Below are 25,003 nucleotides of genomic sequence, written 5' to 3'. Positions count from 1 at the left end.
GCCGTGAGGTACGCGCCACTGGACGTCCTGGTCAACGGACAGGTTGTGGGAAACGCCGAAGCGCCGCGCGGCGTGGACCGACGCCCCCTCTCGAGGACGCCGGTCCAGACGCCGTCAGCGCCGGGCCACCTGCACGCTCCAGTCACCCAGGCTGAACGGCGGAGCCGTGACGTCCACGACCGCGTCGCCGATCGTCGTCCAGGGACCGAGAGGACATGCGTGATAACTCCCCACCGGGGCACCGGTGAAGGTCGCGAAACCCGCGGCGTCGGTCCGGGCCAGTGAAACGACGTGACCGCCGTCCTCCGTCAGGGCCACGGTCGTCTTCGCCACGCCTTCGTCGGCGTCCGGCTGCCCGTTGCCGTTCTTGTCGATCCACACGCGACCCTTGGCATCGGCCTTCTTCCCCGGCACCTTGGCCCCGGCGAAGGTGTACGGGCCGGAGTTGTAGGTCTTGCCGTCGTCGATGTAGCAGCCGAGCCCGGTGCGGCCGGAGTAGGCGGCCCGCTCCGGCACCTCGCCCGAAACTTTCAGCACCACACGCTCCCCCGGCGCCAGCTTGCCCGCCGGGTGCCAGGGGTCGAAGGCGCCCCACTGCTCGTGTGGCACGTCCAGTTCCTGCCCGAACCCGCCCGGGTCGCAGCCGGCGTAGAGGTCGGCCAGCGGCTGGTCACCGGTGTTCTGCAGCGTGACCGTCGCCGTCCCGGTCTGCCCGACGGCGTAGCTCTGCTTGTCGAGGGTGATGGTTTCGGTCAGGACGTCGCTCAGCGGCCGGATCGTCGCGACCTCGAGCGCGGTGTTCGCGCCGCTGCCGTCCAGCCGCAGCTGGGGCAGGGACGGCGGGGTCACCCAGCCGCCGGGCACCTTCTCGAAGTGCAGGGAGTAGCTCGACGACACCGGGAGCGCGTCGAAGGCGAACCGGCCGGCCGCGTCGGTGATCGCGACCAGGTCGTGGGACATCCCGTTCGCGATCACGTGCGCCTCGGCGCCGGCGAGGTTCTCTTCGCCCGCGGACGGCTTGCCGTCGCGGTCGCGGTCGCCGAAGAGGTGCCCGGCGATGCGGTCGGTGGTCTCCTTCGGCAGCAAGGGCACGGTGACCAGGGTCGAGTTGTCGGCGTAGTCGACGTCCAGTTCGCCGGACGCGGTGAACTCCACGACCGGGTTGCCCTGCTCGAGGGTGCTGACGCTGCCAAGCAGGTGGTAGGTCCGGCTCCCCCCCGGCGCGAAGGTCCCGCCCGGGCCCTGGAACTCCAGGTCGCCCCAAGGTTGCGACGGGACGTAGAAGAACGGCCCGGACTGCGTGTAGGCGGCGCCGTGCACCTTGGTCGCCGTCGCGTCACCGGTGTTGGTGACGGTCACCTCGACCGGGACGGCGTCCCCCGGCAGCCAGCGCCCCTGCTCGACGGTCGCCGTGATCTTGAGGTCCGGCCCGGTTTCCGCGAAGGCGGGCGCCGCGGTGGCGGCGCCGGCGATCGTGAGTGCCGCGGTCAGCGCGCTGCCAGCGCGAGCCAACCGGGCGAATCTGCCCGTGATCATGCATTTCCCCCTCTTCGGACTGTCCCGGCCAACGTACGGCCGGTGCGGGGACTCCGGCAGCTCGGAACATTCCGGGCACCGGCAACGGCAACCGGGAAGCCGGTTCGGGCGTGTACCAACCGGGCCACTACGCCCTTCGTGTGACGCCCGATATCCCGGGCCCACCGCAACGGCACCTGCGCCCTCGGTGGTGGGAACGCCGGCGCCGGGGGTGCGGTGTTGAAGCGCGACGCCGAAATCGGCGTGCTTCGGCTGGGACGGAGATTTCGGTGTCACAGCGCTTGGCCGGCGAAGCCGTAGAGTTGATGCTCGAAGGTCTCATCGCCCTGCGACTTTTGCCATGCATTGCCGGCGATAGTCGCTCGGCGAGAGTCCGTACTCACCGCGGAAAGCTTGGCTGAAATGCGCCGGACTGCCGAATCCCCACCGAGCAGCGACCGCGTGGATCGGACGCGTGCTGAGCCGAGGTTGGGCGAGGTCCTGGCGACATCGCTCAAGACGGCGCCGACGGATCGAGCCGGCGACGGTGTGCCCGTCGTCGTGGAACAGGCTGTGCAAATAGCGCAGGGAAATGTGGTGTGCGGCGGCGATTGTCTCCGGATTCAGGTACGCATCGCCCAAGTTCTCCCCGATGAAGGTGTGGATCCTGGCCATCAGCGCTCGCCGACGGGTGTGGGGCGGCACGAGATTCTGAGCGTCCAGTGCGTGGGCCAGCGCTACGGTCAACACATCGACGGTCAGAGTCGACAGCCGGGCGGCGTCGGCCGTGCTGAACTCGTGCAGGTGGCGAGCCAGGTGCATCAGGAACTGCGACGACAACGCACCGACGCCCGCAGAGCCCGGGATGCGGACCGTAGTCAACTGCCGCAGGTCTCTCTCCGGCAACGGGAGCAGTGCGCGCGGGAACCGCAGCAGCAGTAACCGGCTCATCGGAACATCCGGGGCGAACTCGCCTCCGAAAGGCTGGGAGGTGTCGTACAGCTTCAGATCCCCGACACCGTACTCCACGCACCGGTCGTCCTGCCTGACCACGCCACCGCCCTGCACGTAGCAACCCAGTTTGAATACCTCGGGATCACCCTGACGGATGAGCTTGGGTGTGCGGTGCACCGAATGCGGCATCGTGGTCATCAGTGTCGCCTGGACGGAACCGAACTCGCTGACACCCACTTGAGCTCGGAATCCACTTTCCAGTCGGGGGTCACAGCGAAGTTCGTAGGGTGCCCAGAGCTTCGAGTTCACCTCGCGCCAGTATGCGAACCGCTCTCCTTCGGGCGCTTCCGCGGTGCTGATAACATCCATCACTCCCCCTGGCCTGCTCGACACGAAGTCGTCGAGGGAAGAATTATCGTACATACCGGAATATCACCTTAGTCAAATCCGCAATAAATCCGAAAACCGCAGAGTTCGTGCGAAACCTGGAAGTATTTCGTATCCTGCGGACCTCGGCGGCAAACATCCGCGCGTCGCCCCCGACACCGCATCCGTGGCAGTGAAACGTGCCGTGGCCGGGCCGGACCCGGAACATCCGCGATCGGCAGAACGGGCAGTCGCCGCGCAACTGCTGCTCGCCGAGCGGGCTCAGCTGGACATACCGGCCGACGAGCTCAGCGATCCCGCCGGCACCCGGCGGCTTGCGCGCCGAGACAGCGGTGGTGGCCACGGCCGGAGGGGCGCCGCCGTTTCGGCCTGGCCGACCACGGCCGCATCGCGGAAGGCCTCCGCGCCGACCTGCTCCGGTCGACGCCGACCCGACACGACCATCGGCGACACGCTCAACACGCGCGCGACCTGGCGGCCGGACAGCCGGTTGAAGGAGTCGTGACCGTCGGGCGCGGTAGGCACCGCCCGCGGCTGCGCCGGGCCAGGTGCCGTTCGCAGCGACGTGCTGTCCCCGGCGAGGGCCGAGGGCCGCGATGTCCGGCCGCGTGAGGCAAACGACGTCAGCAGCCGCGCTGGTAGGCCACCGCCCGCGGTTGCGTCGTGCCCGGCAACCTGATGGTCGCGGCCAGCGTCCCGTCGTCGGTGAGCCCCGCGGGCCGCGGGGCGGCGTTGAAGTCGGCGTTGCCGGCCAGGTCGGCGGTGGGTTCGCCGTTGTCCCAAATGCGGAGTTCGTAGTTCTCGGGGCCGAAGGTGTGGGCCACGCCGGCCATCGTCGTGCCGGCGTCGAGGAACAGGGTGTCGGCCGCTTCGGTGGTCGTGTGCACGACGTTCCCGGCCAGGTCCGCCTCGATGGCGACCATCGTGAGTTCGGGCGTGACGACCGAAGCGGCGATGCGGCCGCCGTGAAAGGCCTCCAGCAGGACCGCGCCGCCGGGGTACAGCGGGGGCAGCTGCCGGTAACCGCCGTCGGTGGCGCGGACGAACACCTCGCCCGAGCGCTCGCCGACGTCGGTGTAGAGCAGGACGCGGCCCTGCTCGTCGACGTCCACCGGGTAGGTGTCGTAGAGGTGCTGCGGATCCGGGTTCAGGACCTCGGCCGTGCCCGGCCGCGCGGCGGCCCACAGCACCGGGTGGACGTCACCGCCGAAATCACCGTAGGCGATACCGATGACGTCCCCGGCGTTGTTGATGTGCGTGGCCATGGCGGACCGGAACCCTTGCGGCATGGGCAGGTTCACGTATTGGCCACCGCGGTACACGACGGGTTTCGCGGCCCACCAATCACCGGTCCCCCCGTCCCCCACGACGTCTCCGGAGGAGTTGATGTCGCGCACTTCGACCAGGCGGAACGACGAAACGACCTGACCGTCGTGCCACCGCACCTGCGCATACGCGCCGGGGCCGCGCACCGCTCCGACGGACCAGCCGCCTTCGGCCGCCGCGTAGACCTCGCTGCTGGTGTAGGGCGCCGGCAGTGCCAGCGGTGCCATCGCCCAGGTGCAGCCCGCCGCCACCGCGGGTTGTGCGCCGGGCACCAGTGCGGCGCCGAGCGCCGCCACGAGTAGAAGAGTTCGCTTGAGCATGGTTCCCCCGGGAGTCGGCCGTCTCGCCCACCACGCCCGGCGACCCCGGGCGGTTTGGCCGCCGGCCGAGTCGCCACCCGAACGGCTCAACGAGCCGGCGTCCCAGGTCCGGGGCACCACCCACGCACAACGCGGCCACGGCGGCGCGGTGCTCCAGGCTGTCCTGCCAGTGCAGGTGGCGCCGGGCCTCGACCACCACGCCGAACCCGGCGTGCACCAGCACCCGCGCCTGGCGGGCGTCGAAGTCCGGGCGGGCGCAGGTGCTGCTCCCAGTCCGCGATGTGCTCGCGCTGCGCGGCCACCAGCGGGCGGCGCAAAGCGGCGGGCAAGCCGGCGACTTCGGCATCGGCCACGCTGGTGAGGTCGTGGTGCTCAAAGCTGTAGGCCACGTAAGTTGCCGTCAGCGCGCCGGCCACGCCGCGCAGGTTGTGTTCCACCGTCTGAGCCAGCAGGCCGGCCGCCTGCGGGCACGCCGCCGCCAGTATGTCGGCCTTGCCGGGGAAGTACCGGTAGATCCCGGAGGGCACCAGCCCCACGGCTTCGGCGATCAGGCCGGAATCGGCGAGCTGATCGAAGCCGGCCGGTCTGACTGCCGGTCGAGCAGACCTTCCGCCTCACTGGGATCGCCGACGCCCACCAGGCCGCCGAAACCAGCCACGTCCGGACGGCTGGTCCTCACTATCCGGTCCGGCCGCCAGTGTGATCACGGGGCACGTCGGCGCCGTGCAGGTCCAGGCTTGCCGTTGGACTTCGCATCCCGCTACGTCTTTCGTGTGATGCCGGTATCCAGGAACACCGGCGGCGAACCTGTGCTCTCGGTGCGGGCAACGCCGGCGCTGGGGGCGGCCGTGGAGGGTGCGGTGTTGGAGCGTGACGTCGAAATCGGGGTCCTGGACTCGTCGTTGCGGGCTTTGGTGGCCGGGCGCGGTGGGGTCGTCGCCGTGGAGGCGGCCGCCGGGCTCGGCAAGACGTCGTTGCTTCGGCACCTGCGCGGCGCAGCGCGGGCGGCGGGCTGCGTTGTGCTCTCCGCACAGGGCGCCGAGCTGGAGCGGGATTTCACCTTCGGTGCCGTCCGGCAACTGTTCGGACCGGTGGTGGCCGCGGCCGGCGACACTGTGCTGTTCACCGGCGCGGCCGAGCCGGCCGAGCGCCTCTTCACCCCGTCCCTCGACACGGCTGACGCACCCCACTCGCTGTACCCGCTCCTGAGCGGGTTGCACTGGCTGCTGGTCAACATCACCGCGACCGCACCCGCCGTCGTCCTCGTCGACGACGCCCAGTGGCTGGACCTGCCGTCGTCCCGGTTCCTCGGGTTCCTGACGCGGCGGTTGGACAGCGTCGCGGCCCTGGTCGTCATCGCGCGCCGGACCGGCGAAGGGGACCCCGGCCCGATCGACGACGTCCTGACCGCCGGCGACGTGCGCGTGCTGGAACCGAAGGGTCTCAGCGAGGCCGCCGTCGGTCAGCTGGCCCGGCGGGTGCTCGGCCGGGACGTGGCGGCCGAGCTGCGGGCCGCGTGCCACGCCATCACCACCGGCAACCCGTTGCTGGTGCGCGAGTTGCTGCGGTTCCTGGGTTCCAGCGACCTCCGGCCGGACGCGACGGCGGCGGCCTCCGTCACGGCCGCCGGTCCCGACGCGTTGCGCCGGCACCTGGTCGCGCGCCTGCGCCGTCAGCCCGCGGCGGTGCGGGCGGTGGTGTCCGCGGTGGCCGTGCTCGGTGACGGCACGGACCTGCAGTGGGTGGCCAGGCAGGCCGGCCTGCCGGTGCCTGCGACGGCCGCGGCGGCCGAACGCCTGGTCGCCCACGGCATCTTCGAGCACGACAACCCGCCTGCCTTCGTCCACGCCGTCGTCCGGGACGTGATGCTGGCGCAGCTGCCGCTCGTCGAACGCAGCGCACAGCACGAGCGGGCGGCCGGGGTCCTGGCGGAGGCCGGCCGCCCGGCTGAACGCATCGCCTCCCACCTGCTGAAAACCATCCCCGACAGCGACCCGGCCCGGGTGACCGCCCTCGTGGCGGCGGCGAACGAAGCCAAAGCACAGGGCTCGCCGGACAACGCGGTCGTCTACCTGCGACGAGCACTGCGCGAACCGCCACCCCCGGAGCTGCGATCGGAGGTGAACCGGCTGCTCGGCAACTGCGAGCTCCACCGGCTGGCTCCCGCCGAAGCCGAGGAACACCTGCGGACGGCGTTGTCCCTGGCCGACACCCCCGGCCAGCGGGTGATGTGCGCCTACAGCCTCGCTCGGCTGCGCAACGCGTGCGGGGCGACGGACGAAGCGATCGAACTGCTGGCCACGGCCGTCGGTGACCTGCCGCCCGGAGCGCCCGCCGAGGTGGGCGCGGAACTGGAAGCCGAGCTGGTCGGCGTGGCCCGGGCCGACCTCGGGTCGCGATCCCGGTTGCTCGAGCACCTCGCGTCGTTCCGCCGCCGGCCGGGACGGTCGCCCGCCGTCGAAAAAGCCCACCTGTCACTGGAGACGATCCTGGCCGGCCCGCGGGCGGGCGAAGCACCCGCGCTGGCCCGGCAGGCACTGGCCGGTGACCGGCTCAGCCCGGACCGGACCGCGATCTGGGCGGCGGTGCAGACCCTCGTCGTCGCCGACCTGCTCGACGAGGCCGGACGGCACCTCGACCGGGCCCTCGGCACCGCACTCCGGCGCGGCCTGTTGTTCCCGCTCGCCCTCACCCGGGGTTTTCTCGCCCGCGTCGCGTTCCTGCGCGGTGACCTCGGGCAGGCCGCCGACCACGTGGCCCGGGGAAGCGCGGGCCTGCTGTCACCCAACTTCGCGGCTCCGGCGCTCGACGCGGTCAACACGCACCTGCTGATCGAGGCGGGCCGGCCGGGCGACGCCGACCGGGTGATCCGCGAGAGCGTGCTCCCGGACGGAGCCGAGCCGCGCACGATCCTGGACCTGTGGCTGCTGGACGCCCGCACCCGGCTGCGAGCCGAGCAGGACAACCCGCGGGCGATGCTGGCCGACGCCCTGACCTGCGCGCGGTGCTACCGGCACTGGGGCGCGCCGGAGCTGCTGGACGTGCCGTGGCGGCTGCGCGCGGGCGCGGCGTACCGCCGGCTCGGCGACCACGAACGGGCCGGGGCGCTGGTCGCCGAGCAGCTGCGCATCGCCCGGTCGTTCGGTGTCGCCCGGCACGTCGGCACCGCCCTGCGCGGGGCCGCCACCCTTGCCACGGACCTCGCCGACGCCCGTCGGCTGCTGACCGAATCGGTCGAACTGCTGGAGCAGAGCCAAGCCCGGCTGGAACTGGCGAAGGCCCTGACGCAGCTGGGCACCCTGCTGGTCCACGGCCCGGACCAGCCCGGCGGGCGGACCGTGCTGGCCCGGGCCGCCGAGCTGGCTTCGGCGTGCGACGCGGCAGCTCTGTCCGACCGGATCGACCGGGTCACGGACGGCCGGGGCACGGGCGGCCGGGGCGGTGGCCACGGGTTCACCCCGGCGGAAAAGGAAGTCGCCGACCTCGCCACGAGCGGCCTGACCAACCGGCAGATCGCCGATCGGCTCCACCTCAGCGCGAAGACCATCGAGGCGCACCTCAGCCGCGCGTACCGCAAGGCGGGCGTGTGCTCCCGGACCCAGCTCGCGGCACGGCTGGCCGGGGCGGGACGCCCACCCGGTTCCGGGTGAACGTCCGCGCGCCCGGGGCCGTCACGGGGCGAAGGACGACTGCTGTCCGGTCTGCGTGCACTTCACCGTGTACTTGAACGGCAGCGTCGTGTCGTCGTAGGTACCAGTCACGACGTAGGAGTTGCCCACGACCGGCCGCGGCTTGGTGAAGACACCGCACCGCAGTCCCTTGAGGGTGGGGCCGTCGAGGGTGACGTCCCCGATGCCGTTGCCGCCGAGCATCGAGTCCCCGTGGGGGTCCACGACGTTGACGCCGTGGGTGGTCCGGGTGACGGCCAGCGTCCCGTCCGGCACCGGGTGGGGCGCGCTCAGGATGTGCGAGCCCCGTGAACCACCGAGGAAGGTGGTTTTCGGCACCGGCGCGTGGTGGATCTTGTTCGCGATGTCGAGGCCCAGGTAGTCCTGGACCGCGGGCCGGGCGTACTTGACGTAGTTGTCGTAGTCCATCGTCAGCGTGAGGCCGCCGGCGCTGACGTCGAACTCCTCGTACGTGGACGAAACGAACAGGCTCCGCCAGTCGTCGATGACGTGCGTCATCGAGTAGAAGCAGACCGCGAACTGGATCTGGTTGTCCTCGGTCCGCACGTTCGGGCCGATGCTCATGCCGGTGTCCGTGGTGCTCTTGGCGACGTGACTCCACCAGAGGTTCATGAAGTCGGAGACCTTCGGATCCGAGGCGTTGCCGAGCAGGTCGTTCAGCGTCGACCATTCCGCGGCGGCGGCGGGGCCCAGGTAGAGGCTCATGATCGAGCCCATGATGGCCGAGAGGTTGATCGAGCCGCTGTGCGTCGAGTTGCTGACCTGGATGTCCTTGGCCCCGACGATCTCCACGAAGTCGGCGTACTTCGCGATCGCCGAAACCAGCGCGTCGAACCAGCCCTGGTTCTTGTAGAGCCCCGGGTCGCCGATGTTCAGGCCCTCCTGCTGCGCGAGTCCCTTGGCGGCCGTCTGCACGAACAGGTGGGCCTCACTCGCCGCGCTCACCCAGTCTTCGGGCAGGTCCGAGGAGTCGAACGTCAGGCTGTCGTCGACCGAGGTCAACGTCGCCGGAGTCGCACTCTGCAATGTGAACAATTGATTTCCCCTTCGAATTCTCTTGTGTTGCCGACCTGCACGACGTTATGACCGTGGGCATCCGAAACGCATCAGGGAAATCCCTGCGGCGGCAATCGGAGGGAAATCCCTGCAATGGTGCGATTCAGGAAAATCGGAACAGTCCCGGTGTGCCCGGCTTCGCCCGCGCGACGGAGGCCCAGTGCTGTTGCTCTGACTTGGCGGCTGAACACTGCTGCCCGGTGGCGGCCGGATCCCGTCGAGAACGAGCCCCGTTTCCCCGGCGATTCGCGCCGGGCGGTGTTCGCGCGCAGGTGATGCTTCGCGATCCCCTATCAGACACCAGCGCCGCCAAGCAACGGCAGGGCATTGTGAACGGAGCCGGTCTCAGCGGGACCGCAGGGCGTACCGGCGCTCGGCGTAGGCGAGGTCGTCGCGCCACAGGCGGGCGGCCGTGTGGCGCACCAGCGGCCGGATGACCGGGGCCAGCTTGGCGGCCACGGCGAAGCCCGGCCGCCCCGAAGCGGCGATCGTCGCCTCGATGACGGCGGTGCGCGGGCGGCCGTCGGGACCCGGGCCGAGCGGGGTCGCGTGCGTTTCGACGACACTGCCGACGCCCTCGCCCTCGACGATGCGCATCACCACCGTGCGCGGCTCCGGGCAGGTGAACTCCGCGAGCACCGGCACGCCCCAGCGGCCCGCGAGCCGGAAGGTGACCTCGACGAGGAAGCGGTCTTCGCCGTCGGGCACGTCGAGGCCGTCCGGCGCCTCCAGCACCCGCAGCCTGCTGAACGAGTACGGGTGGAACCACGCCCCGTGCCACGGGTCGAGCCGGTTCGCCACGATGTCCTCGGGCTCGCACGTCCCGGCCAGCGTGGCGACCGCGTCGAGGCGGATCGGCCCGGCCGGCCGGGCCGGGACCACCGGCCGGTCCGTCGGCGGTTCCCCGCCGAGGCGGTCGAGGCGGGCCCAGACGAGCACACCGTCGTCGTGGGCCGGCACCGGTGACCAGGTTCCGCGGCGTTCGCCGTCCAGCCGCAGGCCGTGCCACCGGCAGACCAGCGCGCCGCCGTCGAGCCGCGCGTCCGCGAGCGGCGCGCCCAGGTGCGGGCAGGCGCCCGGGCCGATGCGCGGCTCCCCGTCCGGCCCCCGCCACGCGACGAGCTCGCGGCCGCCCACGGTGACGCCGAAGGGGCGGTCGGCGCGGACCGACCGGCTGGCCGCGACGACGAACCAGTTGCCGGACGGCCGAGCGGCCGCGCGTTTGCCGGCCGCCTCGATCAGCGCGGGCGGACAGTCCTGGTAGGTGGGCTCCTGCTTGGCCCACAAGGGTTCCCGGAACGGCTGGACCGGCCACCCGCGCGGCCACCGACCGGCGAGCCGTTGACTGACGCCCACAGGTCACTCCTTCGCGCCGGGTTCGGGGTGCGCATCCGGCCGCACCGGTCCATCGTGGGTGACGGGCACGCACTCCGCAACGGATCAGGCCCGTTCACACCTCCGCGGAACTCGACCGCGGAAGCGGGTTTATCCAGGCCGGACACGGGTATCGCAAGGCGCATCGGTTGTGCAACGATCTGAGGAGTCCCGGATGGCGGTGGTTTCCCCGGCCGGCACCGCCGGCTCGGTGGCGTGGCTCGACGCGCTGCGCCGCCGATGCGGCCACGACGTGCGCGAGTTCGTGGAGGAACGGGTTCGTGAGCACTTCGGCGGGCGGGCCGCGGACACCCCGGCGCCGGAGGTGCTGCCGGAGTTCGTCTCGGGCGGGAAGTTCCTGCGCCCGGTGTTCGCCTACGTCGGCTGGCGGTGCGGCGGTCCGGAAAGCGCTGTCGCGCTGCGCGCCGCGGCGAGCCTGGAGCTCCTGCACTGCTTCGCGCTGGCCCAGGACGACGTCATGGACGGCTCGGCGCGGCGGCGCGGCCGGCCCTCGATGCACGTCGTCTTCTCCCGGTGGCACCGGGAGAAGGGGCTGAGCGGCTCGGCGGACCGGTTCGGGGAGTCGGCGGCCGTTCTGGCGGCCGATCTCTACCTCGTGTGGTCGGAGCAGCTCCTGCGCGGCTGCGGCCTGGACGCGGCCGTGCTCGCCCGCGGCTGGCCGGTGTACGACCGGCTGCGCTCGGAGCTGGCCGTGGGCCAGCTCGGCGACCTCCTCAACGACGCCCGCGCGCTCCCCTCCTGGACCGACGTCCTCGACGTCATCCGGCGCAAGTCCGGCAACTACACCGTGCGCCGTCCGCTGGAGTTCGGGGCGGCGCTGGCGGGGTGCGAAGACCACGTCGTCGCCGCGCTCGGGGACTACGGCGGGCTGCTCGGCGAGGCGTTCCAGTTCCGCGACGACCTGCTGGGGGTGTTCGGCGATCCCGCCGTCACCGGCAAACCGGCCGGGGACGACCTGCGTGAGCGCAAGGCCACCAGCGTCGTCGCGCTCACCGCCGAGCTGGCCGACCACCGGCAACGTGGCGAGCTGGCGGAGCTGCTCGCCCTTGACGTCGTCGACGAAGAGGCCGTCGTGCGCTGGCACGATCTCATCACCGCCACCGGAGCGCGCGACCAGCTGGAGAAGTTCATCGACGACCGGGTCCGCCGGGCCCTGGAAGCGATCGACCTGGCCGGCCTCCCCCACCGGCCCGCCGACGCGCTCGGCGTCCTGGCGCGGCAGTGCACCGAGCGGGTCCGATGAGGACGGTCACGGGGCCCGCGGACCGGGTCGTGGTGGTCGGGGCCGGGCTCGCCGGGCTGTCGGCCGCGCTGCACCTCGCCGGCCGGGGCCGGGAGGTCGTCGTGGTCGAACGAGACGCCGGGCCGGGCGGCCGGACGGGCCGGGTCGATCTCGAGGGCTACCACCTCGACACCGGCCCGACCGTGCTGACCATGCCCTCGATCCTCGAGGACACCTTCGCCGCGGCCGGCGCCGACCTGGCCGCGCACCTGCGGCTCACGCGCCTGGACCCGGCCTACACGGCACGGTTCGCCGACGGGTCCGCGCTCGACGTGCACACCGACGGCGACCGCATGGCCGACGCCGTCCGCGGCTTCGCCGGTCCCGGCGAGGCCGCGGGGTACCGGCGGCTCCGCGACTGGCTCACGCGCCTGCACCGGGCCGAGTTCGACCGGTTCGTCGCCGCCAACACCGACTCGCCCCTGGGCCTGCTCTCCCCCGACCTCGCCCGCCTCGTCGCGCTCGGCGGCTTCCGGCGGCTCGACCGGAAGATCGGCGCCTTCCTGCACGACGAGCGGCTCAAGCGGGTCTTCACCTTCCAGGCGCTCTACGCCGGCGAGTCCCCGATGCGCGCGCTCGCCCTGTACGCGGTCATCTCCTACATGGACACCGTCGGCGGCGTGTACTTCCCCGAGGGCGGGATGGCCGCGGTGCCCCGCGCCCTGGCCGCGGCCGCGGCGGACGCCGGCGTCGAGTTCCGGTACGGCACCACCGTGACCGCGCTCGAGCGCCGCGGCAGGCGCGTCACCGCGGTCCGCACCGAGGGCGAGCGGGTCGCCTGTGACGCCGTCGTCCTCACCACCGAGCCGCACGAGAGCTACCGGCTGCTGGGCCGCGCCCCGCGCCGCCCGGTACCGCTGCGGCCGGCACCGTCCGCGGTCGTGCTGCACGCGGGCGGGCGCGGGACGTGGCCGGTGGGCCACCACACCATCTCGTTCGGCGACGCCTGGGAGTCGACGTTCCGGGAGCTGATCACCGACGGGACGCGGATGAGCGACCCCTCCCTGCTGATCACCCGCCCGACGGCGACGGACCCGGCGCTCGCCCCCGCCGGGCGGGAGCTGTTCTCGATCCTCGCGCCGGTCCCGAACCTCGCCCGCGGCCCCCGCGACTGGGACGCCGAGGCCGAGTCGTACGCGGCGGAGATCCTGGAGCACGTCCGGGCGCGGCTGCTGCCCGGGTTCGAGCCGGAGGTGCGCCACGTCCTGAGCCCGGCGGACTGGCAGCGGCGGGGCCTGGTCGCGGGCACCCCGTTCAGCTACGCCCACTCCTTCGTCCAAACCGGACCGTTCCGGCCGCGCAACCTCCCGCCGGGCACCGAAAACGCCGTGCTGGCCGGCGGCGGCACCGTGCCGGGGGTCGGCGTGCCCACCGTCCTGCTCTCCGGGCGGCTGGCCGCCGACCGGATCACCGGCACCCGGCCGCGCACCCCCACGACCGTCGACCTCGCCGCGGAGGGCGCCCGGTGAGCGGCAGCGAACTCGACGCCGCCGGCATCACCGGCCCGGCGTTGCGGCAGGCCTACCGGCGGTGCCGTGAGGTCAACGCCCGGCACGGCCGGACGTACTTCCTCGCCACCCGGATGCTCTCCCCCGCCCAGCGGCCCGCGATCCACGCCCTCTACGGCTTCGCCCGCCACCTCGACGACCTCGTCGACGAGCCGGAGCCCGGCACCACCCCGCTGAGCCTCGCGGCCACCCTGCACGACGTCGAGGACCGCTTTCTCGCGGAGCTGGCCGCCGGGCACAGCGACGACCCCCTCCGCACGGCCGTGATCGACACCGCCACCCGCCACGCGATCCCGGAGCCGCACTTCCGCGCGTTCTTCGCCTCGATGCGGATGGACCTCACCATCGGTGCCTACCCGACGCGGGCCGCCCTCGACGGCTACGTGCACGGCTCCGCCGAGGTGATCGGGCTGCAGGTGCTGCCCGTGCTCGGCACGGTCGTCCCGCGCGCCGAGGCGGCCCCGCACGCGGCGGCGCTCGGCAAGGCGTTCCAGCTGACCAACTTCCTGCGCGACGTCGCCGAGGACCTCGACCGGGGCCGGGTCTACCTGCCCGCGGACGAACTCGCCGCCGACGGCGTCGACCGCGACCGGCTCGCCTGGTGCGCCCGCACCCGGCGGCTCGATCCGGCGGTCCGGCGGGCGCTGGCCGGGCAGGTCTCGCACACCCGGGAGGTCTACGCCGAGGCCCGGCCCGGCATCGCGATGCTGCACCCCGCGTCCCGGCCGTGCGTGTGGACCGCGTACGTGCTCTACGGCGGCATCCTCGACCGGATCGAAGCCGCCGGGTACGACGTCTTCACCCGCCGGGCCCGGGTGCCGCGGCGCAGCAGGCTGGCCGCCGCGAGCGCGGCGCTCGTCCGCGCGCGGTGGGCGCGCCACCGGCACCCGATCGCGGCGGCCTGAGGTGGGCCGCGTCGAATACCTGCTCGTGCTCGCTTGTTGCGTCGCCGTGACCGTGCCGCTCGAGCTGGTCGGCGCCCGGGTCTACCGCCGGCCGCGCCTGCTCGCGCGGGCCGTGCTGCCGGTGGCCGCGGTGTTCCTCGTCTGGGACGTGCTGGCGGTCGCCGCCGGGGTCTGGGACTTCGCCCCGGAGTTCGTCACCGGCGTCCGCGTGCCGTTCGGGATTCCGCTCGAGGAGGTGCTGTTCTTCGTCGTGGTCCCGGTGTGCGGCGTCCTCACCTACGAGGCGGTCGAGCTGACCGGGCAGTTCCTGCGGCGGCTGCTGCGGAAGCGGGTGCGGAGCTGATGCCCTGGGGCTACACGGTTCCGGCGGTCGCGGCCGTGCTGGCGGTGGTCGCCGTGGAACTGGCCGTGCTGCGCACCGGCTTGTTCCGGCGCGGGACGTACTGGGTCACGATGGTGATCGTGGTGGCCTTCCAGATCCCGGTGGACGGCTGGCTCACCAAGCTCTCCGCGCCGATCGTCCGCTACTCCCCCGGCGGCATCACCGGCCTGCGGTTCCCCTGGGACATCCCGATCGAGGACTTCTTGTTCGGGTTCGCCCTCGTCACGGCGGTCCTGCTGCTCTGGGAGCGCGGGAAGTCGCGAAAGGACAGTGCATGAACCCGTTGAGCCGCACCGGTCTCCCCCGCGCCGAGGTGCCCGCCGCGTTCGACACCGGCGCGGCGGCCTACGACCGGCTCGTCGGGATCAACCCCGGCTACCACCGGCACCTCCGCATCTCCGCGCGACGGCTGCTGAGCCCGGCGCGGCCCGGCCCGCGGGTCCTCGACGCCGGCTGCGGCACGGGCGCGTCGACCGCCGCGCTGCTGGCCGTGGCGCCCGGCGCGCGGATCACCGCGATCGACGCGTCCGCCGGGATGCTCGCCCGGGCGCGCGTGAAGCCGTGGCCGGACGCGGTGGAGTTCGTGCACACGCCCGTCGAGCGGCTCACCGGGGTCCGGGGGCCGTTCGACGCGATCCTGGCCGCGTACCTGGTGCGCAACCTCGCCGACCCCGACGCGGTGCTGCGGGAGCTGCACGGCCTGCTGCGCCCGGGCGGGCGGCTGGCGGTGCACGACTACTCGGTCCGCGACTCGCGCCGGGCCCGCTGGGTGTGGAACGCGGTGTGCGGCGCGATCGTCATCCCGGCCGGGCGCCTGGCCACCGGCGACGGCACCCTCTACCGGCACCTGCGGCGCAGCGTCCTGGACTTCGACGGCGTCGGCACGCTGGCCGACCGGCTCCGCGGCGCCGGCTTCACCGACGTCCGAGTAGGCACGATGCCGGGCTGGCAGCGCGGGATCGTCCACACCGTCCTGGGCACCGCGTGACCCCGCCCCGCGACCGGCGCCTGCGCCACCACCCCGCGCCGGACGGGTTCCCCGACGCCGGCCGGCTCGCCCGGCGGCCCCGCACCGCGGTCGTCGGCGGCGGCATCGCCGGGCTCACGGCCGCGACCGGGCTCGCCGAGCGCGGCGTCGAAGTCACCCTCTTCGAACGCGAAGCCCACCTGGGCGGCCGGGCCGGTGGCTGGCCCGAGCAGCTCCCCGACGGCACCGCGGTCACCATGAGCCGCGGCTTCCACGCCTTCTTCCGCCAGTACTACAACCTGCGCGCGCTGCTCGCCCGCACCGACCCGGGACTCGACCGGCTCACCCCGGTCGCCGACTACCCGCTCGTGGACGGCGACGGCCGCACCGACACCTTCGCCGGGCTGCCGCGCACACCGCCGTGGAACGCGCTCGCGTTCGCCCTGCGCAGCCCCACCTTCACCGCCCGGGACCTGCTGCGCCTCGACGGCCGCCGCGCGCTCCCCCTGGCCACGGTCGGCGTCCCCCGGATCTACGAGCAGCTGGACCACATCGACGCCGAGACGTTCCTGACGTCGATCAACTTCCCCGTCGCGGCACGGCACCTGGCCTTCGAGGTGTTCTCCCGCAGCTTCTTCGCCCACCCCGGAGACCTGTCGGCCGCCGAGCTGGCCACGATGTTCCACCTGTACTTCCTCGGCTCCGCCGAAGGCCTGCTGTTCGACGTCCCGGCCGAGCCGTTCCCGCAGGCCCTGTGGAACCCTCTCGCGGAGTACCTCACGGGGCTGGGAGCGGACATCCGCACCGGCACGGCGGTGACCGAGCTGGCACCGGAGCGCGGTGGCTTCCGCGTCGACGGCGAGCGGTTCGACGCCGTCGTCCTCGGCTGCGACGTCCCCGGACTGCGCCGGATCACCGCCGCCTCACCCGGGCTGGGCACCGCCGGATGGCGAGCGGCCGTGGCCGGTCTGCGCACGGCCCCGCCGTTCACGGTCCGGCGGCTGTGGCTCGACCGCCCGGTCGGCCCCGGACGGCCCGCGTTCCTCGGCACCGGCGGCCTGCGGCCACTGGACAACATCAGCGTCCTGGACCGCTACGAGGGCGAAGCCCGCCGCTGGGCCGCGCGCACCGGTGGTTCGGTCGTCGAGCTGCACGGCTACACGGCGGAGAACGTGGCCGCCGAGCTGGACGACCGCCTCCACACGCTCTACCCCGAGACGGCCGCGGCCCGGGTGCTCGGCGAAATCACGCTGGTGCGCGAAGACTGTCCTCTGTTCCCCGTCGGCGGCTTCGCCGGCCGGCCGGCCGTCCGCACTCCCGAGCCCGGGCTGGTCCTGGCGGGCGACGCGATCCGCGTGGACCTCCCGGTGGCCCTGATGGAGCGCGCGGCCACCACGGGCTGGCTGGCGGCGAACACCCTGCTGAGCGGCTGGGGAGTCGCCGGGCACCCGCTGCGCTCGGTCCCCAACCGCGGCCGGATCCCCCTGCTCGGCCGGCTGGCGAAATGACGGGTGACACGGCCGGCGATCGGGCGGGAAAGTCCCGGTAACCCGGTCCGGCCTCCGGCGCCGAGCAGTTCTCCGCCCCCGCCGTTGCCCGTGGCGGGGCCGGGTCAGCTCTCGGCGGGTTCGAGCAGGATCAGCGGCACCTCGCGGTCGCCGGTCTCGACGGCCCGGGCGCGATGACCGGCGAAGAACGGGTAGAGCTCGTCGGCGTAGGCCAGCCAGCTCTCCCGCTCCGCGCCTTCGGCCACCCGGGCGGTCAGCAGCCGGCGTTCGAGACCGTCCTGCAGCTGGACCGTCGGGTGCGCGACGAGGTTGTGGAACCAGCCCGGGTTGCGGGCCTGGCCGCCGGCCGACGCGCCGACGGCGTAGACACCGCCTCGCTCGATGCGCATCAGCGCGACCTTGCGCAGCTTGCCCGAACGGGCGCCGCGCATGGTCATCACGACCACCGGGCTGTCGCCCATCGTCGCGCCTTCGCGGCCGTCGGTGCGCTCGTAGAGCTCGACCTGGTCGCGGGTCATCGTGTTGGTGCTGGGGACGTACTCACCTTCGAGCAGATCCTTGGTCACGTCGGAACTTCCTTTCGCAGGCGGGTTTTTCATGCGTTCACCGGCTTCAGCCGGCGACTTGGATCACGGTCTTCCCGATGGTCCGGCCGCTCTCGGCGAGCGCGTGCGCGGCTTTCACGGTCTCGGCGGTCAGGCCTTCGAGCGTGGTGGTGACGATCGGGCGCAGCCGGCCCGCCACGACGTCGTCCACCGCGCGGGCGAGGATCCGGCCCTGGCCGGCGACGTCACCGCCGGCCGTGATCCTGCTGAACACCATCTCGGTGTGCAGCGACAGCGACTTGCCGGTGAAGGCCCCCAGGTCGAGGGGACCGGTGACGTCGACGGCGGCCAGGTGCCCGAAGGGTCGCAGCACCTCGACGATCGCCCCGAGGTGGCCGCTGGTGCCGGCGGTCGAGAGGACCAGGTCGACGTGGCCGATCCCCGCCGTGTGGAGCTGCCCGGCCAGGTCACCGCGGTGGTCGACGACCAGGTCGGCGCCCATCGCCGTCGCCCACTCCCGCGACTCGGACCGCGAGGCCGTGCCGATCACGAACGCCGGCGTCGTGGCCTTGAGCAGCTGCGTGGCCATCGACCCGACGCCACCGGCGCCGCCGATGACGAGCACGCGATCGACACCGGCGGGCAGGGCGTCCTGGTCGCGGAACAGCGCTTCCCCGGCCGTGAGGACGCCGATGGGCAGCGACGCGGCGTCGGTGAACGCGAGCCGGTCCGGGAGCTTGGCGACCACCCGGTGGTCCACCGCGACGCGCTCGGCCCAGCAGCCGTCGCGGGTGATGTCGCCGGTGCCCAGCACCCGGTCCCCGACCGCGAACCCGGTGGCCGCGGACCCGGCCTCGGCGACCACCCCGGCGAACTCCCAGCCGAGGATGACCCGCCCGCCCGGCTCGGCGCTGCGCGTCTGCCGGATCGCGGCTTCACCCGGGTTGATGCCGATCGCCCGGACTTCGACCAGCAGGTCACCGTCGCGTAGCCGAGGTTCGGCGACCTCGGCGACGTTGACGGCGAACGCGTCGAGCGCGTGCGCCTTCTCGTAGGCCAGTGCCTTCATGGCTTCAGTCCTGCCTCAGGGCGTGCAGCGCCGAGAGCGGGCCGCCGATCTGCATCAGGCGACCGCCCTCGCGCAGCGTCCCGGCGTCGACCGGCGCGAATCCGAGTCCGTCGGCGACTTCGTGGAAGTCCGCCTTGGCGGCCTCGTCGTCACCGGCGTAGAACAGCAGCTGCCGCCCTTCCGCGTGCCGGGGATCGGCGGCGATGTACGGGGCGTGGAGGGTGTTGAACGCCTTGACCACGCGCGCGCCCGGCGCACGGTCCGCGACGAACTCACTCGCCGTCCCACCCTCGAGGTCGGCGAAGGTGTTGGTGGTGTCGACCAGGATCCGGCCGTCCCACGCGGGCAGCCCGGCCAGCGCGTCACCGACCTGCGGCCACATCACCGCGAGGAAGACCATGTCGGCGGCGGCCGCTTCGCCGGCCGTGCCCGCGCTCGCGAGCGGTCCCAGCCGGGTCACGACGTCGAGCAGCGTGTCCGGACCGCGGCTGTTGCCGAGCGTCACCTCGTGGCCGGCCGCCACGAGGTGACCGGCGATGGCCTGCGCGACCGTCCCGGCGCCGATGGTGCCGAAGTTCATGACCGCCCCTTCCAGGCTTTGATGACGTCCGCCATCAAAACTTATGATTGCCATCGTCATCATTAACTGTCAAGTCGGACTCCGGCGTGGACACCCGGGTTTGATGATGCGTAACATCGGAAGAGGCAGGAAGGTGGTCGACGTGCCGCGCATCACGCAGGAGCAGAAGCAGCTCAACCACGAAAAGATCGTCACCGCGGCCGGCGAGGGGTTCCGGCTGCGCGGCATCGACGGCATCGGCATCGAAGAGCTGATGAAGTCGGCCGGCATGACGCACGGCGGGTTCTACAACCACTTCACCTCGAAGGACGACCTCGCCCTCGAAGTCCTCCACCAGGGCTTCACCGACTCGCTCGAAGCGCTCGAAGCGATCCGCGAAGCCCATCCCCGTTCGGCGCGCGCGGCCCTGCACGACATGGTCGACGGGTACGTCAGCGCCGAGCACCGGGACCACCCCGAGGCCGGCTGCGCTTCGGCCGCCCTCGCCTCCGACGCCGGCCGCCACGGCGCCGCCGCCCAGGCCGAGTACCGGCGTGGGCTCGACGGCTACTTCGCCGCCATCACGGACATGCTGCTCGACCGCGCGCGCCAGTCCGGCACCGAACTCACTTCCGCCGAGGCCCGGGAGCGCGCCGTCGCGCTGTTCAGCCAGATGGTCGGCGCGCTGACCGTCGCCCGCGCGATCGCCGACGCCGCCCCGGACCTGTCGGACGAGGTCCTGGCCGCCAACCGGAGGCGGCTCAAGAAGCCGTAGTTCCCGAGCGCGCGGCAGGATGGACCGATGAACACCGCCGCGACGGGTCGCCTGCGCTCCTTGGCGGAGCCGCTGACTTCCCCGCACTCGCGCGGGCCGCTGCTCGGTTTCGCCGTCTCGGAACTCGGCGACGGCGTGACGACCGTCGTCGTGCCGCTGGTCATCTACCAGAACAGCGGCAGCCTCGGGCTGCTCGCCGGGTCCTTCGCCGGGCAGCTCTTCCTGGGCAGCGCCTTCGCCGCGCTCGGTGGCCCCGTCGCCGACCGGTGGAACCGGCTGAACGTGGTCACCGCGACCTTCGTGCTCCGGCTGGCGCTGGTCCTGTGCCTGGCGGCCATGGCCGGGGCGAACGGACCGCTGTTCGTCCTCGTCGGGGTCCTGGCCGGGTCGCTCGGCTCGTTCGGCAACCCGTCCGGCGAAGCGCTCGTCCGCGAGCGGATGCGGCACAACCCCCAGTCCATCGCCGCCGCGAGACGCGCGACCCGCCTGCTGTCGTCGATCCTGGGCCCGGCCGTCGGGGCGACCCTGATCGGTGTCGGCGGCGTGCGGGTCGGCTTGCTGGTGGACGCGGGCACGTTCGTGGTGGGGCTGATCCTCTTGCTGACCGCGAGGAGAGCCGGGCCGGCGGGCCTGCCGGTCGAGGCGCACCCGCCGAAAGCGACGCCTCCCGGATTCCGTGAGTTCTTCGCGCTGGCGCGGGCGAGCGAGGTGGTGGTGCCCCGCGTCGTCTCGGACGTGTTCGCGAGCGTCGCGGTCGCCGTGACCATCACGCTGGCCGTGCCCTACCTGGCAGCACTCGCCGACGCGCCGAAGGGCGCCTACGGCTGGGCCCTGTCCGCCTATTCGATCGGCGCCATGGCCGGGGTGACCGCGGCAGGCCTCCTCCGGTGGCGGGTGCGGACCACCTCGCTGCTGATCCGCGCCAACGTGGTCTACGGCCTCTGCAGCGCACTCGGCCTGCTCGGCGGAGTGTGGTGGATGCTGCCGGTCGGCTGGCTGCTGTGGGGCGTCAGCTACGGACCGGAAAGCGTCGTGGCGGACGCGCGCATCACGGCCGAACTGCCCCCCGGCACCTTGGGCCGGATCTACGGCTTCTCCACCGTGATGGCGAAGATCGCCTCCGGCACCGGGTTCCTGCTCGCCGGGCTGCTGGGCAGCTTCGTCAGCCCCGGGCACCTGATCCTCTGGACGGCACTGACCTACGCCGTGCTGGCCCCCTCGGTGCTGCTGCTCCTGTCCCGCATCCGGCGAGCCTGACCTCCGCTGCCGCGTCCCCGAGCATGGTGCCGGTGTCGGTGCCGAGCCGCTATTCGCCGTCCTCGAGCCGGTCCGACGCGGCGATCTTCGCGGCGATGGACGGAGTCAGCGGAACGTCCAGGCTTCCTGCGACCAGTTCGGTGCGCAGGCGGTTGGTGGCCTTCCAGCCGTCGAGGGCCCGGTCCGGATCGGTGGCGGAGACGGCCAGGAGTAGCGCGTCCACGAGCAGAAGCTGGCTGACCAGGCCGCTGGGCAGCACGTGCTCGGTCGAGGGCGTGACGAGCACCGTGTCCACGCGGTCGGCGAAGTGGCTGGCGAGCATCTCGGTGATCAGCACGATCGGGCAGCCGACACGCAGAGCCTCGCTGATCGCCACGTCGTGTTCGCGGACGTGGCGCAGCGGAGCGACCAGCACCAGCGCCGAGCTCGGCCGCAGCTGGCCGAGCTCGTCGGCGAAGTTGTAGCCCGTCAGGCCCGTCACGGCGGCGATCCGCCCGATGCGGCGCAACCCCAGCGCCAGCGACTGGGCCACCGGGAGCGCCGATCCGTAGCCGACGACCAGCGCGTCCGACGCCGCGGCGAGGGTGGCGACCGCGGCGTCGAACATCGCCCCTCCGACGGAGCGGGGAAGGGCGCGGACCAGCTCGGCGGCCTCCTGGCTGATCTTGGCCAGGAGGTTGTCGTCCGACTGGGTCAGGTGCTCGGCGAGCGTCTGCTCCGGGTCGCGGACGGGGTTGAGCAGGGCCGCGGCCGCGCGGCGCAGTTCGCCGAGGCCGGCGAAGCCCAGCTGCTTGACCGTCCGGATGACCGTCGCGTCGCTGACTTCCGCGCGCTGCGCGATCTCCTGCGCCGAGAAGACCGAGGCTTCGGCGGGGTGGGCGGCGAAGAAGTCCACCACCCGGATCCCGCCCGCGCTGAGCTGCTCCCGGACCTGGGCGATGCGTTTCGTGAGCGTCGGCTCCATCTAGTACCCACTAGACATTCGAGATTTCATGAAGTACACACTACATCACCCCGACGGGCGGAGGTAGTGAAATGCGACGGACTCCCCGGCTGTGTGCCGCGGCACTGGTCCTGGCGGTGACCCTGACCGGCTGCGGGCTCGGCTCGGCCGGCGCCGCCGACCCCACCGCGGTGGCCCGGCCCCACGGCCGCTGCGACCCGGCCGTGCACGCGGCGCTGCCCGCGCCGATCCGCCAGCGCGGCGCGTTCCAGGTCGCGATGGTGCCGGACACGCCGCCGATGGCGTACTACGCCGAGGACGACGCGACCATCGTCGGCTTCGACCGCGACATGAGCCAGGCCATCGCCGACGTGTTCTGCGTCGGCACCGTCCCGATGCCGACCAACATCGACGCCGTCGTGCCCGGTCTCGCCGCCGGCCGCTACGACCTGGTGCTCGCCTCGCTGGCCCCCACCGCGGAGCGGCGGAAGAAAGCCGACTTCGTCACCTACTACAACGGCGGGCAGGGGTTCCTCGCCGCCCACGACACGCACTTCCCGGTGAGCTCCTACGAAGACCTGTGCGGGCGCTCGATCGGCGTGGTGGTCGGGTCGGTCCAGCAAGGGCAGCTGGACCAGGCGGCGAGCACCTGCGCCGACGCCGGCCGGCCCGCCTGGCGGATCAGCCTGTTCCCCAACGGCAACGCGGCGGTGCTCGCCCTGCGCAGCGCCCGCATCGACGTCCTGTACTTCTCGATCTCCCTGACGCAGTACGTCGCCAGCAAGTCGCCGGGGCTGTTCCGGCTGGCCGGCCGGTACAAACGGTCGATCGTCGCGCTGGGGCTCAAGCGGGACTCGCCGCTGACCGGCGCGGTCCACGAAGCCGTGCGGCGCCTGATGGCCGACGGCACCTACCGCTCGATCCTGGACAAGTGGGGCCTCCAGGAGAACCAGCTCGACGACACCGAGATCCTGAAAGGACAGTCATGACGGTTTCCCTCGACCCCGGCACGGAGACGAGGATCCCGGCCCGGATCCTCGGCCGGAAGAAGTACGGCACCTGGGTCGCCGGCGCGATCGCCGTCGTGCTCGCCGCGCTGCTGCTCCTGTCCGCCTCCACCAACCGGAACTTTTCGTGGCCGGCGTTCGGGCACTACCTCTTCAGCCCGTCGATCCTGCTCGGGCTGGGGCATACCGTCGAGCTGGCGGCGATCTCGATGGTGCTGTCGATCGTCGTCGGGGTCGCCCTGGCGATGATGCGCCAGTCGGCGAACAAGGTGCTGACGACGGCGGCGGGCGCCTACATCTGGGTCTTCCGCGCGACTCCCCTGCTCGTGCTGCTGCTCCTGCTCTACAACCTGGCCGCGCTGTACCCGAAGCTCTCCCTCGGCGTCCCGCTCGGCCCGGACCTGTTCACGGTGGACACGAACACCGTCATCACGGTGGCGGGTGCCGCGATCATCGGGCTCACCCTGCACGAAGCGGCGTACTGCGCCGAGATCTTCCGCGCCGGGCTCATTTCGGTGAGCCGCGGGCAGCGCGAAGCGGCCGAAGCACTGGGCATGCCGGGCGCGCTGGCCCTGCGCCGCATCGTCCTGCCCCAGGCCATGCGGGCCATCGTCCCGCCGCTGACCAACCAGTTCGTCAACGTCGTGAAGACGACGTCGATCGTCAGCGTCATCGCCATGCCCGAACTCCTCTACAGCGCGCAGATCATCTACGCGCGCACCTACGAAACGATCCCGCTGCTGCTGGTCGTGACGTTCTGGTACCTCGTTCTCACCGCGGTGCTCACCGTCCTCCAGCGCCGCGTCGAGCGGTACTTCAACCGCGGTGAAGCCGTCCTGTCGGCCGCCGCGAACCGGAAGCTTTCCCGGGCGGCCCTGGAGGCGGAACTGTGAGCACTCCCACGGTGGAGATCCGGAGCGTGCACAAGCTGTACGGCTCGTCGCACGTCCTCCACGACGTCGACCTGGTCGTCCGGCCCGGCGAGGTCGTCTGCCTGATCGGGCCTTCGGGCTCCGGGAAGAGCACTCTGCTGCGCTGCATCAACAACCTCGAGAAGATCCAGGCGGGGTCGATCCTCGTGGACGGCGGCCTGGTCGGCTACCGGTGGGCCGGCGACGACCTGCAGGAGGCCACCCCGAGGGAAGCGCGCCGGGCCCGTCGCGACATCGGGATGGTGTTCCAGCAGTTCAACCTGTTCTCCCACTTCACGGTGCTGCAGAACCTCATCGAGGCGCCGGTCCGGGTGCTCGGCGTGCCGCGGCGCGAGGCCGTCGAACGCGCCGACGCGCTGCTCGCGAAGGTCGGGCTCTCCGACAAGCGCGACAGCTACCCGGCGCAGCTGTCCGGCGGGCAGCAGCAGCGCGTCGCCATCGCCCGCGCGCTGTGCATGCGCCCGAAGCTGATGCTGTTCGACGAGCCCACCAGCGCGCTGGACCCCGAGCTCGTGGGCGAGGTCCTCGACGTCCTGCGCGACCTGGCCCGCGACGACCTGACCATGGTCATCGTCACCCACGAAATGGGCTTCGCCCGCCAGGTCGCGGACACCATCGTCTTCATGGACCAGGGCCGGATCGTCGAACGGGGCCCGGCCGCCCAGGTCCTCGACTCGCCCCGTGAAGCCCGCACCCGGCGTTTCCTGGAGCGGGTCCGCTGA

24 protein-coding genes and 1 pseudogene are annotated in these 25,003 nt (G+C 72.4%); 14 read left to right on the top strand and 11 right to left on the bottom strand.

Annotated elements, in window-relative coordinates; all coding sequences use genetic code 11:
• Nucleotides 1–114: 114 nt before the first annotated feature.
• The 3 genes from ACIOD2_RS00240 to ACIOD2_RS00230 form a co-directional block, all read right to left on the bottom strand.
• A complete protein-coding gene (locus tag ACIOD2_RS00240) occupies nucleotides 115–1,536 on the bottom strand; it encodes an SdrD B-like domain-containing protein (RefSeq protein WP_400532592.1) in 1,422 nt (473 codons plus the stop codon).
• A gap of 318 nt (nucleotides 1,537–1,854) precedes the next feature.
• Nucleotides 1,855–2,838, bottom strand: coding sequence for a helix-turn-helix domain-containing protein (locus tag ACIOD2_RS00235; RefSeq protein ID WP_400532590.1), 984 nt, complete (start codon nucleotides 2,836–2,838; stop codon nucleotides 1,855–1,857).
• A 43-nt stretch (nucleotides 2,839–2,881) separates the two neighbouring features.
• A complete protein-coding gene (locus tag ACIOD2_RS00230; protein ID WP_400535353.1) occupies nucleotides 2,882–3,097 on the bottom strand; it encodes a CHC2 zinc finger domain-containing protein in 216 nt (71 codons plus the stop codon).
• Here ACIOD2_RS00230 and ACIOD2_RS00225 point away from each other — a divergent pair.
• On the top strand, nucleotides 3,041–3,361 hold the full coding sequence (locus tag ACIOD2_RS00225) for a hypothetical protein (protein ID WP_400535431.1): 321 nt from the start codon (nucleotides 3,041–3,043) through the stop codon (nucleotides 3,359–3,361). The genes ACIOD2_RS00230 and ACIOD2_RS00225 overlap by 57 nt on opposite strands.
• 118 nt (nucleotides 3,362–3,479) lie before the next feature.
• On the opposite strand, the gene ACIOD2_RS00220 is transcribed toward ACIOD2_RS00225, so the two are convergent.
• Entirely contained in the window at nucleotides 3,480–4,478 is a 999-nt protein-coding gene (locus ACIOD2_RS00220; protein WP_400532589.1) for a hypothetical protein, read from the bottom strand.
• Nucleotides 4,479–4,623: 145 nt separating this feature from the next.
• Nucleotides 4,624–5,056: pseudogene (locus ACIOD2_RS00215) on the bottom strand (TetR/AcrR family transcriptional regulator); the annotation flags it as partial.
• A 306-nt stretch (nucleotides 5,057–5,362) separates the two neighbouring features.
• Between ACIOD2_RS00215 and ACIOD2_RS00210 the strand changes: the two are divergent.
• Entirely contained in the window at nucleotides 5,363–8,152 is a 2,790-nt protein-coding gene (locus tag ACIOD2_RS00210; RefSeq protein ID WP_400532588.1) for an ATP-binding protein, read from the top strand.
• Between the two features lie 21 nt (nucleotides 8,153–8,173).
• On the opposite strand, the gene ACIOD2_RS00205 is transcribed toward ACIOD2_RS00210, so the two are convergent.
• Together ACIOD2_RS00205 and ACIOD2_RS00200 are read right to left on the bottom strand one after the other, a co-directional pair.
• Complete coding sequence (locus ACIOD2_RS00205; protein WP_400532586.1) at nucleotides 8,174–9,226, bottom strand: hypothetical protein; 1,053 nt, start codon at nucleotides 9,224–9,226, stop codon at nucleotides 8,174–8,176.
• A gap of 366 nt (nucleotides 9,227–9,592) precedes the next feature.
• Nucleotides 9,593–10,603, bottom strand: coding sequence for a DUF5914 domain-containing protein (locus tag ACIOD2_RS00200; RefSeq protein ID WP_400532584.1), 1,011 nt, complete (start codon nucleotides 10,601–10,603; stop codon nucleotides 9,593–9,595).
• Between the two features lie 193 nt (nucleotides 10,604–10,796).
• Between ACIOD2_RS00200 and ACIOD2_RS00195 the strand changes: the two genes are divergently transcribed.
• From ACIOD2_RS00195 to ACIOD2_RS00165, 7 genes are read left to right on the top strand one after another with little or no spacing between them, the layout of a single operon-like run.
• Nucleotides 10,797–11,885 (top strand): polyprenyl synthetase family protein, encoded by a 1,089-nt coding sequence (locus ACIOD2_RS00195; RefSeq protein WP_400532582.1) that lies wholly within the window; start codon nucleotides 10,797–10,799, stop codon nucleotides 11,883–11,885.
• Nucleotides 11,882–13,393 carry a phytoene desaturase family protein gene (gene crtI, locus ACIOD2_RS00190; RefSeq protein ID WP_400532580.1) on the top strand — a complete coding sequence of 504 codons (1,512 nt, stop codon included), beginning with the start codon at nucleotides 11,882–11,884 and terminating at the stop codon, nucleotides 13,391–13,393. Before ACIOD2_RS00195 ends, crtI begins: the two co-directional genes overlap by 4 nt.
• Complete coding sequence (locus ACIOD2_RS00185; RefSeq protein ID WP_400532578.1) at nucleotides 13,390–14,337, top strand: phytoene/squalene synthase family protein; 948 nt, start codon at nucleotides 13,390–13,392, stop codon at nucleotides 14,335–14,337. Before crtI ends, ACIOD2_RS00185 begins: the two co-directional genes overlap by 4 nt.
• Before the next feature lies 1 nt (nucleotide 14,338).
• Nucleotides 14,339–14,680, top strand: a complete 342-nt coding sequence (locus tag ACIOD2_RS00180; RefSeq protein WP_400532576.1) for a lycopene cyclase domain-containing protein — start codon at nucleotides 14,339–14,341, stop codon at nucleotides 14,678–14,680.
• Nucleotides 14,680–14,997, top strand: coding sequence for a lycopene cyclase domain-containing protein (locus ACIOD2_RS00175; protein WP_400532574.1), 318 nt, complete (start codon nucleotides 14,680–14,682; stop codon nucleotides 14,995–14,997). Before ACIOD2_RS00180 ends, ACIOD2_RS00175 begins: the two co-directional genes overlap by 1 nt.
• A complete protein-coding gene (locus ACIOD2_RS00170) occupies nucleotides 14,994–15,707 on the top strand; it encodes a class I SAM-dependent methyltransferase (protein WP_400532572.1) in 714 nt (237 codons plus the stop codon). Before ACIOD2_RS00175 ends, ACIOD2_RS00170 begins: the two co-directional genes overlap by 4 nt.
• Complete coding sequence (locus tag ACIOD2_RS00165; protein WP_400532570.1) at nucleotides 15,704–17,194, top strand: FAD-dependent oxidoreductase; 1,491 nt, start codon at nucleotides 15,704–15,706, stop codon at nucleotides 17,192–17,194. Before ACIOD2_RS00170 ends, ACIOD2_RS00165 begins: the two co-directional genes overlap by 4 nt.
• 104 nt (nucleotides 17,195–17,298) lie before the next feature.
• Here ACIOD2_RS00165 and ACIOD2_RS00160 read toward each other — a convergent pair whose 3' ends face one another.
• From ACIOD2_RS00160 to ACIOD2_RS00150, 3 genes are read right to left on the bottom strand one after another with little or no spacing between them, the layout of a single operon-like run.
• The gene (locus tag ACIOD2_RS00160) at nucleotides 17,299–17,760 is read right to left on the bottom strand and encodes a nitroreductase/quinone reductase family protein (RefSeq protein WP_400532568.1); all 462 of its coding nucleotides are present in this window, start codon (nucleotides 17,758–17,760) and stop codon (nucleotides 17,299–17,301) included.
• Between the two features lie 46 nt (nucleotides 17,761–17,806).
• Nucleotides 17,807–18,808 carry an alcohol dehydrogenase catalytic domain-containing protein gene (locus tag ACIOD2_RS00155; protein WP_400532567.1) on the bottom strand — a complete coding sequence of 334 codons (1,002 nt, stop codon included), beginning with the start codon at nucleotides 18,806–18,808 and terminating at the stop codon, nucleotides 17,807–17,809.
• 4 nt (nucleotides 18,809–18,812) lie between these two features.
• Nucleotides 18,813–19,388, bottom strand: a complete 576-nt coding sequence (locus ACIOD2_RS00150) for an NADPH-dependent F420 reductase (RefSeq protein WP_400532565.1) — start codon at nucleotides 19,386–19,388, stop codon at nucleotides 18,813–18,815.
• Nucleotides 19,389–19,530: 142 nt separating this feature from the next.
• Here ACIOD2_RS00150 and ACIOD2_RS00145 point away from each other — a divergent pair, with 142 nt between their 5' ends.
• Nucleotides 19,531–20,142 (top strand): TetR/AcrR family transcriptional regulator, encoded by a 612-nt coding sequence (locus ACIOD2_RS00145; protein WP_400532563.1) that lies wholly within the window; start codon nucleotides 19,531–19,533, stop codon nucleotides 20,140–20,142.
• Nucleotides 20,143–20,169: 27 nt separating this feature from the next.
• Complete coding sequence (locus ACIOD2_RS00140) at nucleotides 20,170–21,399, top strand: MFS transporter (protein WP_400532561.1); 1,230 nt, start codon at nucleotides 20,170–20,172, stop codon at nucleotides 21,397–21,399.
• A gap of 49 nt (nucleotides 21,400–21,448) precedes the next feature.
• Here the strand turns inward: ACIOD2_RS00140 and ACIOD2_RS00135 are convergent, their stop codons facing one another.
• Nucleotides 21,449–22,363 (bottom strand): MurR/RpiR family transcriptional regulator, encoded by a 915-nt coding sequence (locus ACIOD2_RS00135; RefSeq protein ID WP_400532559.1) that lies wholly within the window; start codon nucleotides 22,361–22,363, stop codon nucleotides 21,449–21,451.
• A gap of 71 nt (nucleotides 22,364–22,434) precedes the next feature.
• Here ACIOD2_RS00135 and ACIOD2_RS00130 point away from each other — a divergent pair, with 71 nt between their 5' ends.
• From ACIOD2_RS00130 to ACIOD2_RS00120, 3 genes are read left to right on the top strand one after another with little or no spacing between them, the layout of a single operon-like run.
• Nucleotides 22,435–23,331 carry an ABC transporter substrate-binding protein gene (locus ACIOD2_RS00130; protein ID WP_400532557.1) on the top strand — a complete coding sequence of 299 codons (897 nt, stop codon included), beginning with the start codon at nucleotides 22,435–22,437 and terminating at the stop codon, nucleotides 23,329–23,331.
• Nucleotides 23,328–24,242, top strand: coding sequence for an amino acid ABC transporter permease (locus ACIOD2_RS00125; protein WP_400532555.1), 915 nt, complete (start codon nucleotides 23,328–23,330; stop codon nucleotides 24,240–24,242). The genes ACIOD2_RS00130 and ACIOD2_RS00125 overlap by 4 nt, the downstream gene beginning before the upstream one ends.
• Nucleotides 24,239–25,003, top strand: coding sequence for an amino acid ABC transporter ATP-binding protein (locus ACIOD2_RS00120; protein ID WP_400532553.1), 765 nt, complete (start codon nucleotides 24,239–24,241; stop codon nucleotides 25,001–25,003). Before ACIOD2_RS00125 ends, ACIOD2_RS00120 begins: the two co-directional genes overlap by 4 nt.

The organism is Amycolatopsis sp. NPDC088138, from assembly GCF_044741685.1.
In the GTDB taxonomy this organism is placed as follows: domain Bacteria; phylum Actinomycetota; class Actinomycetes; order Mycobacteriales; family Pseudonocardiaceae; genus Amycolatopsis.
This window is presented reverse-complemented; position numbering and strand designations above follow the sequence as displayed.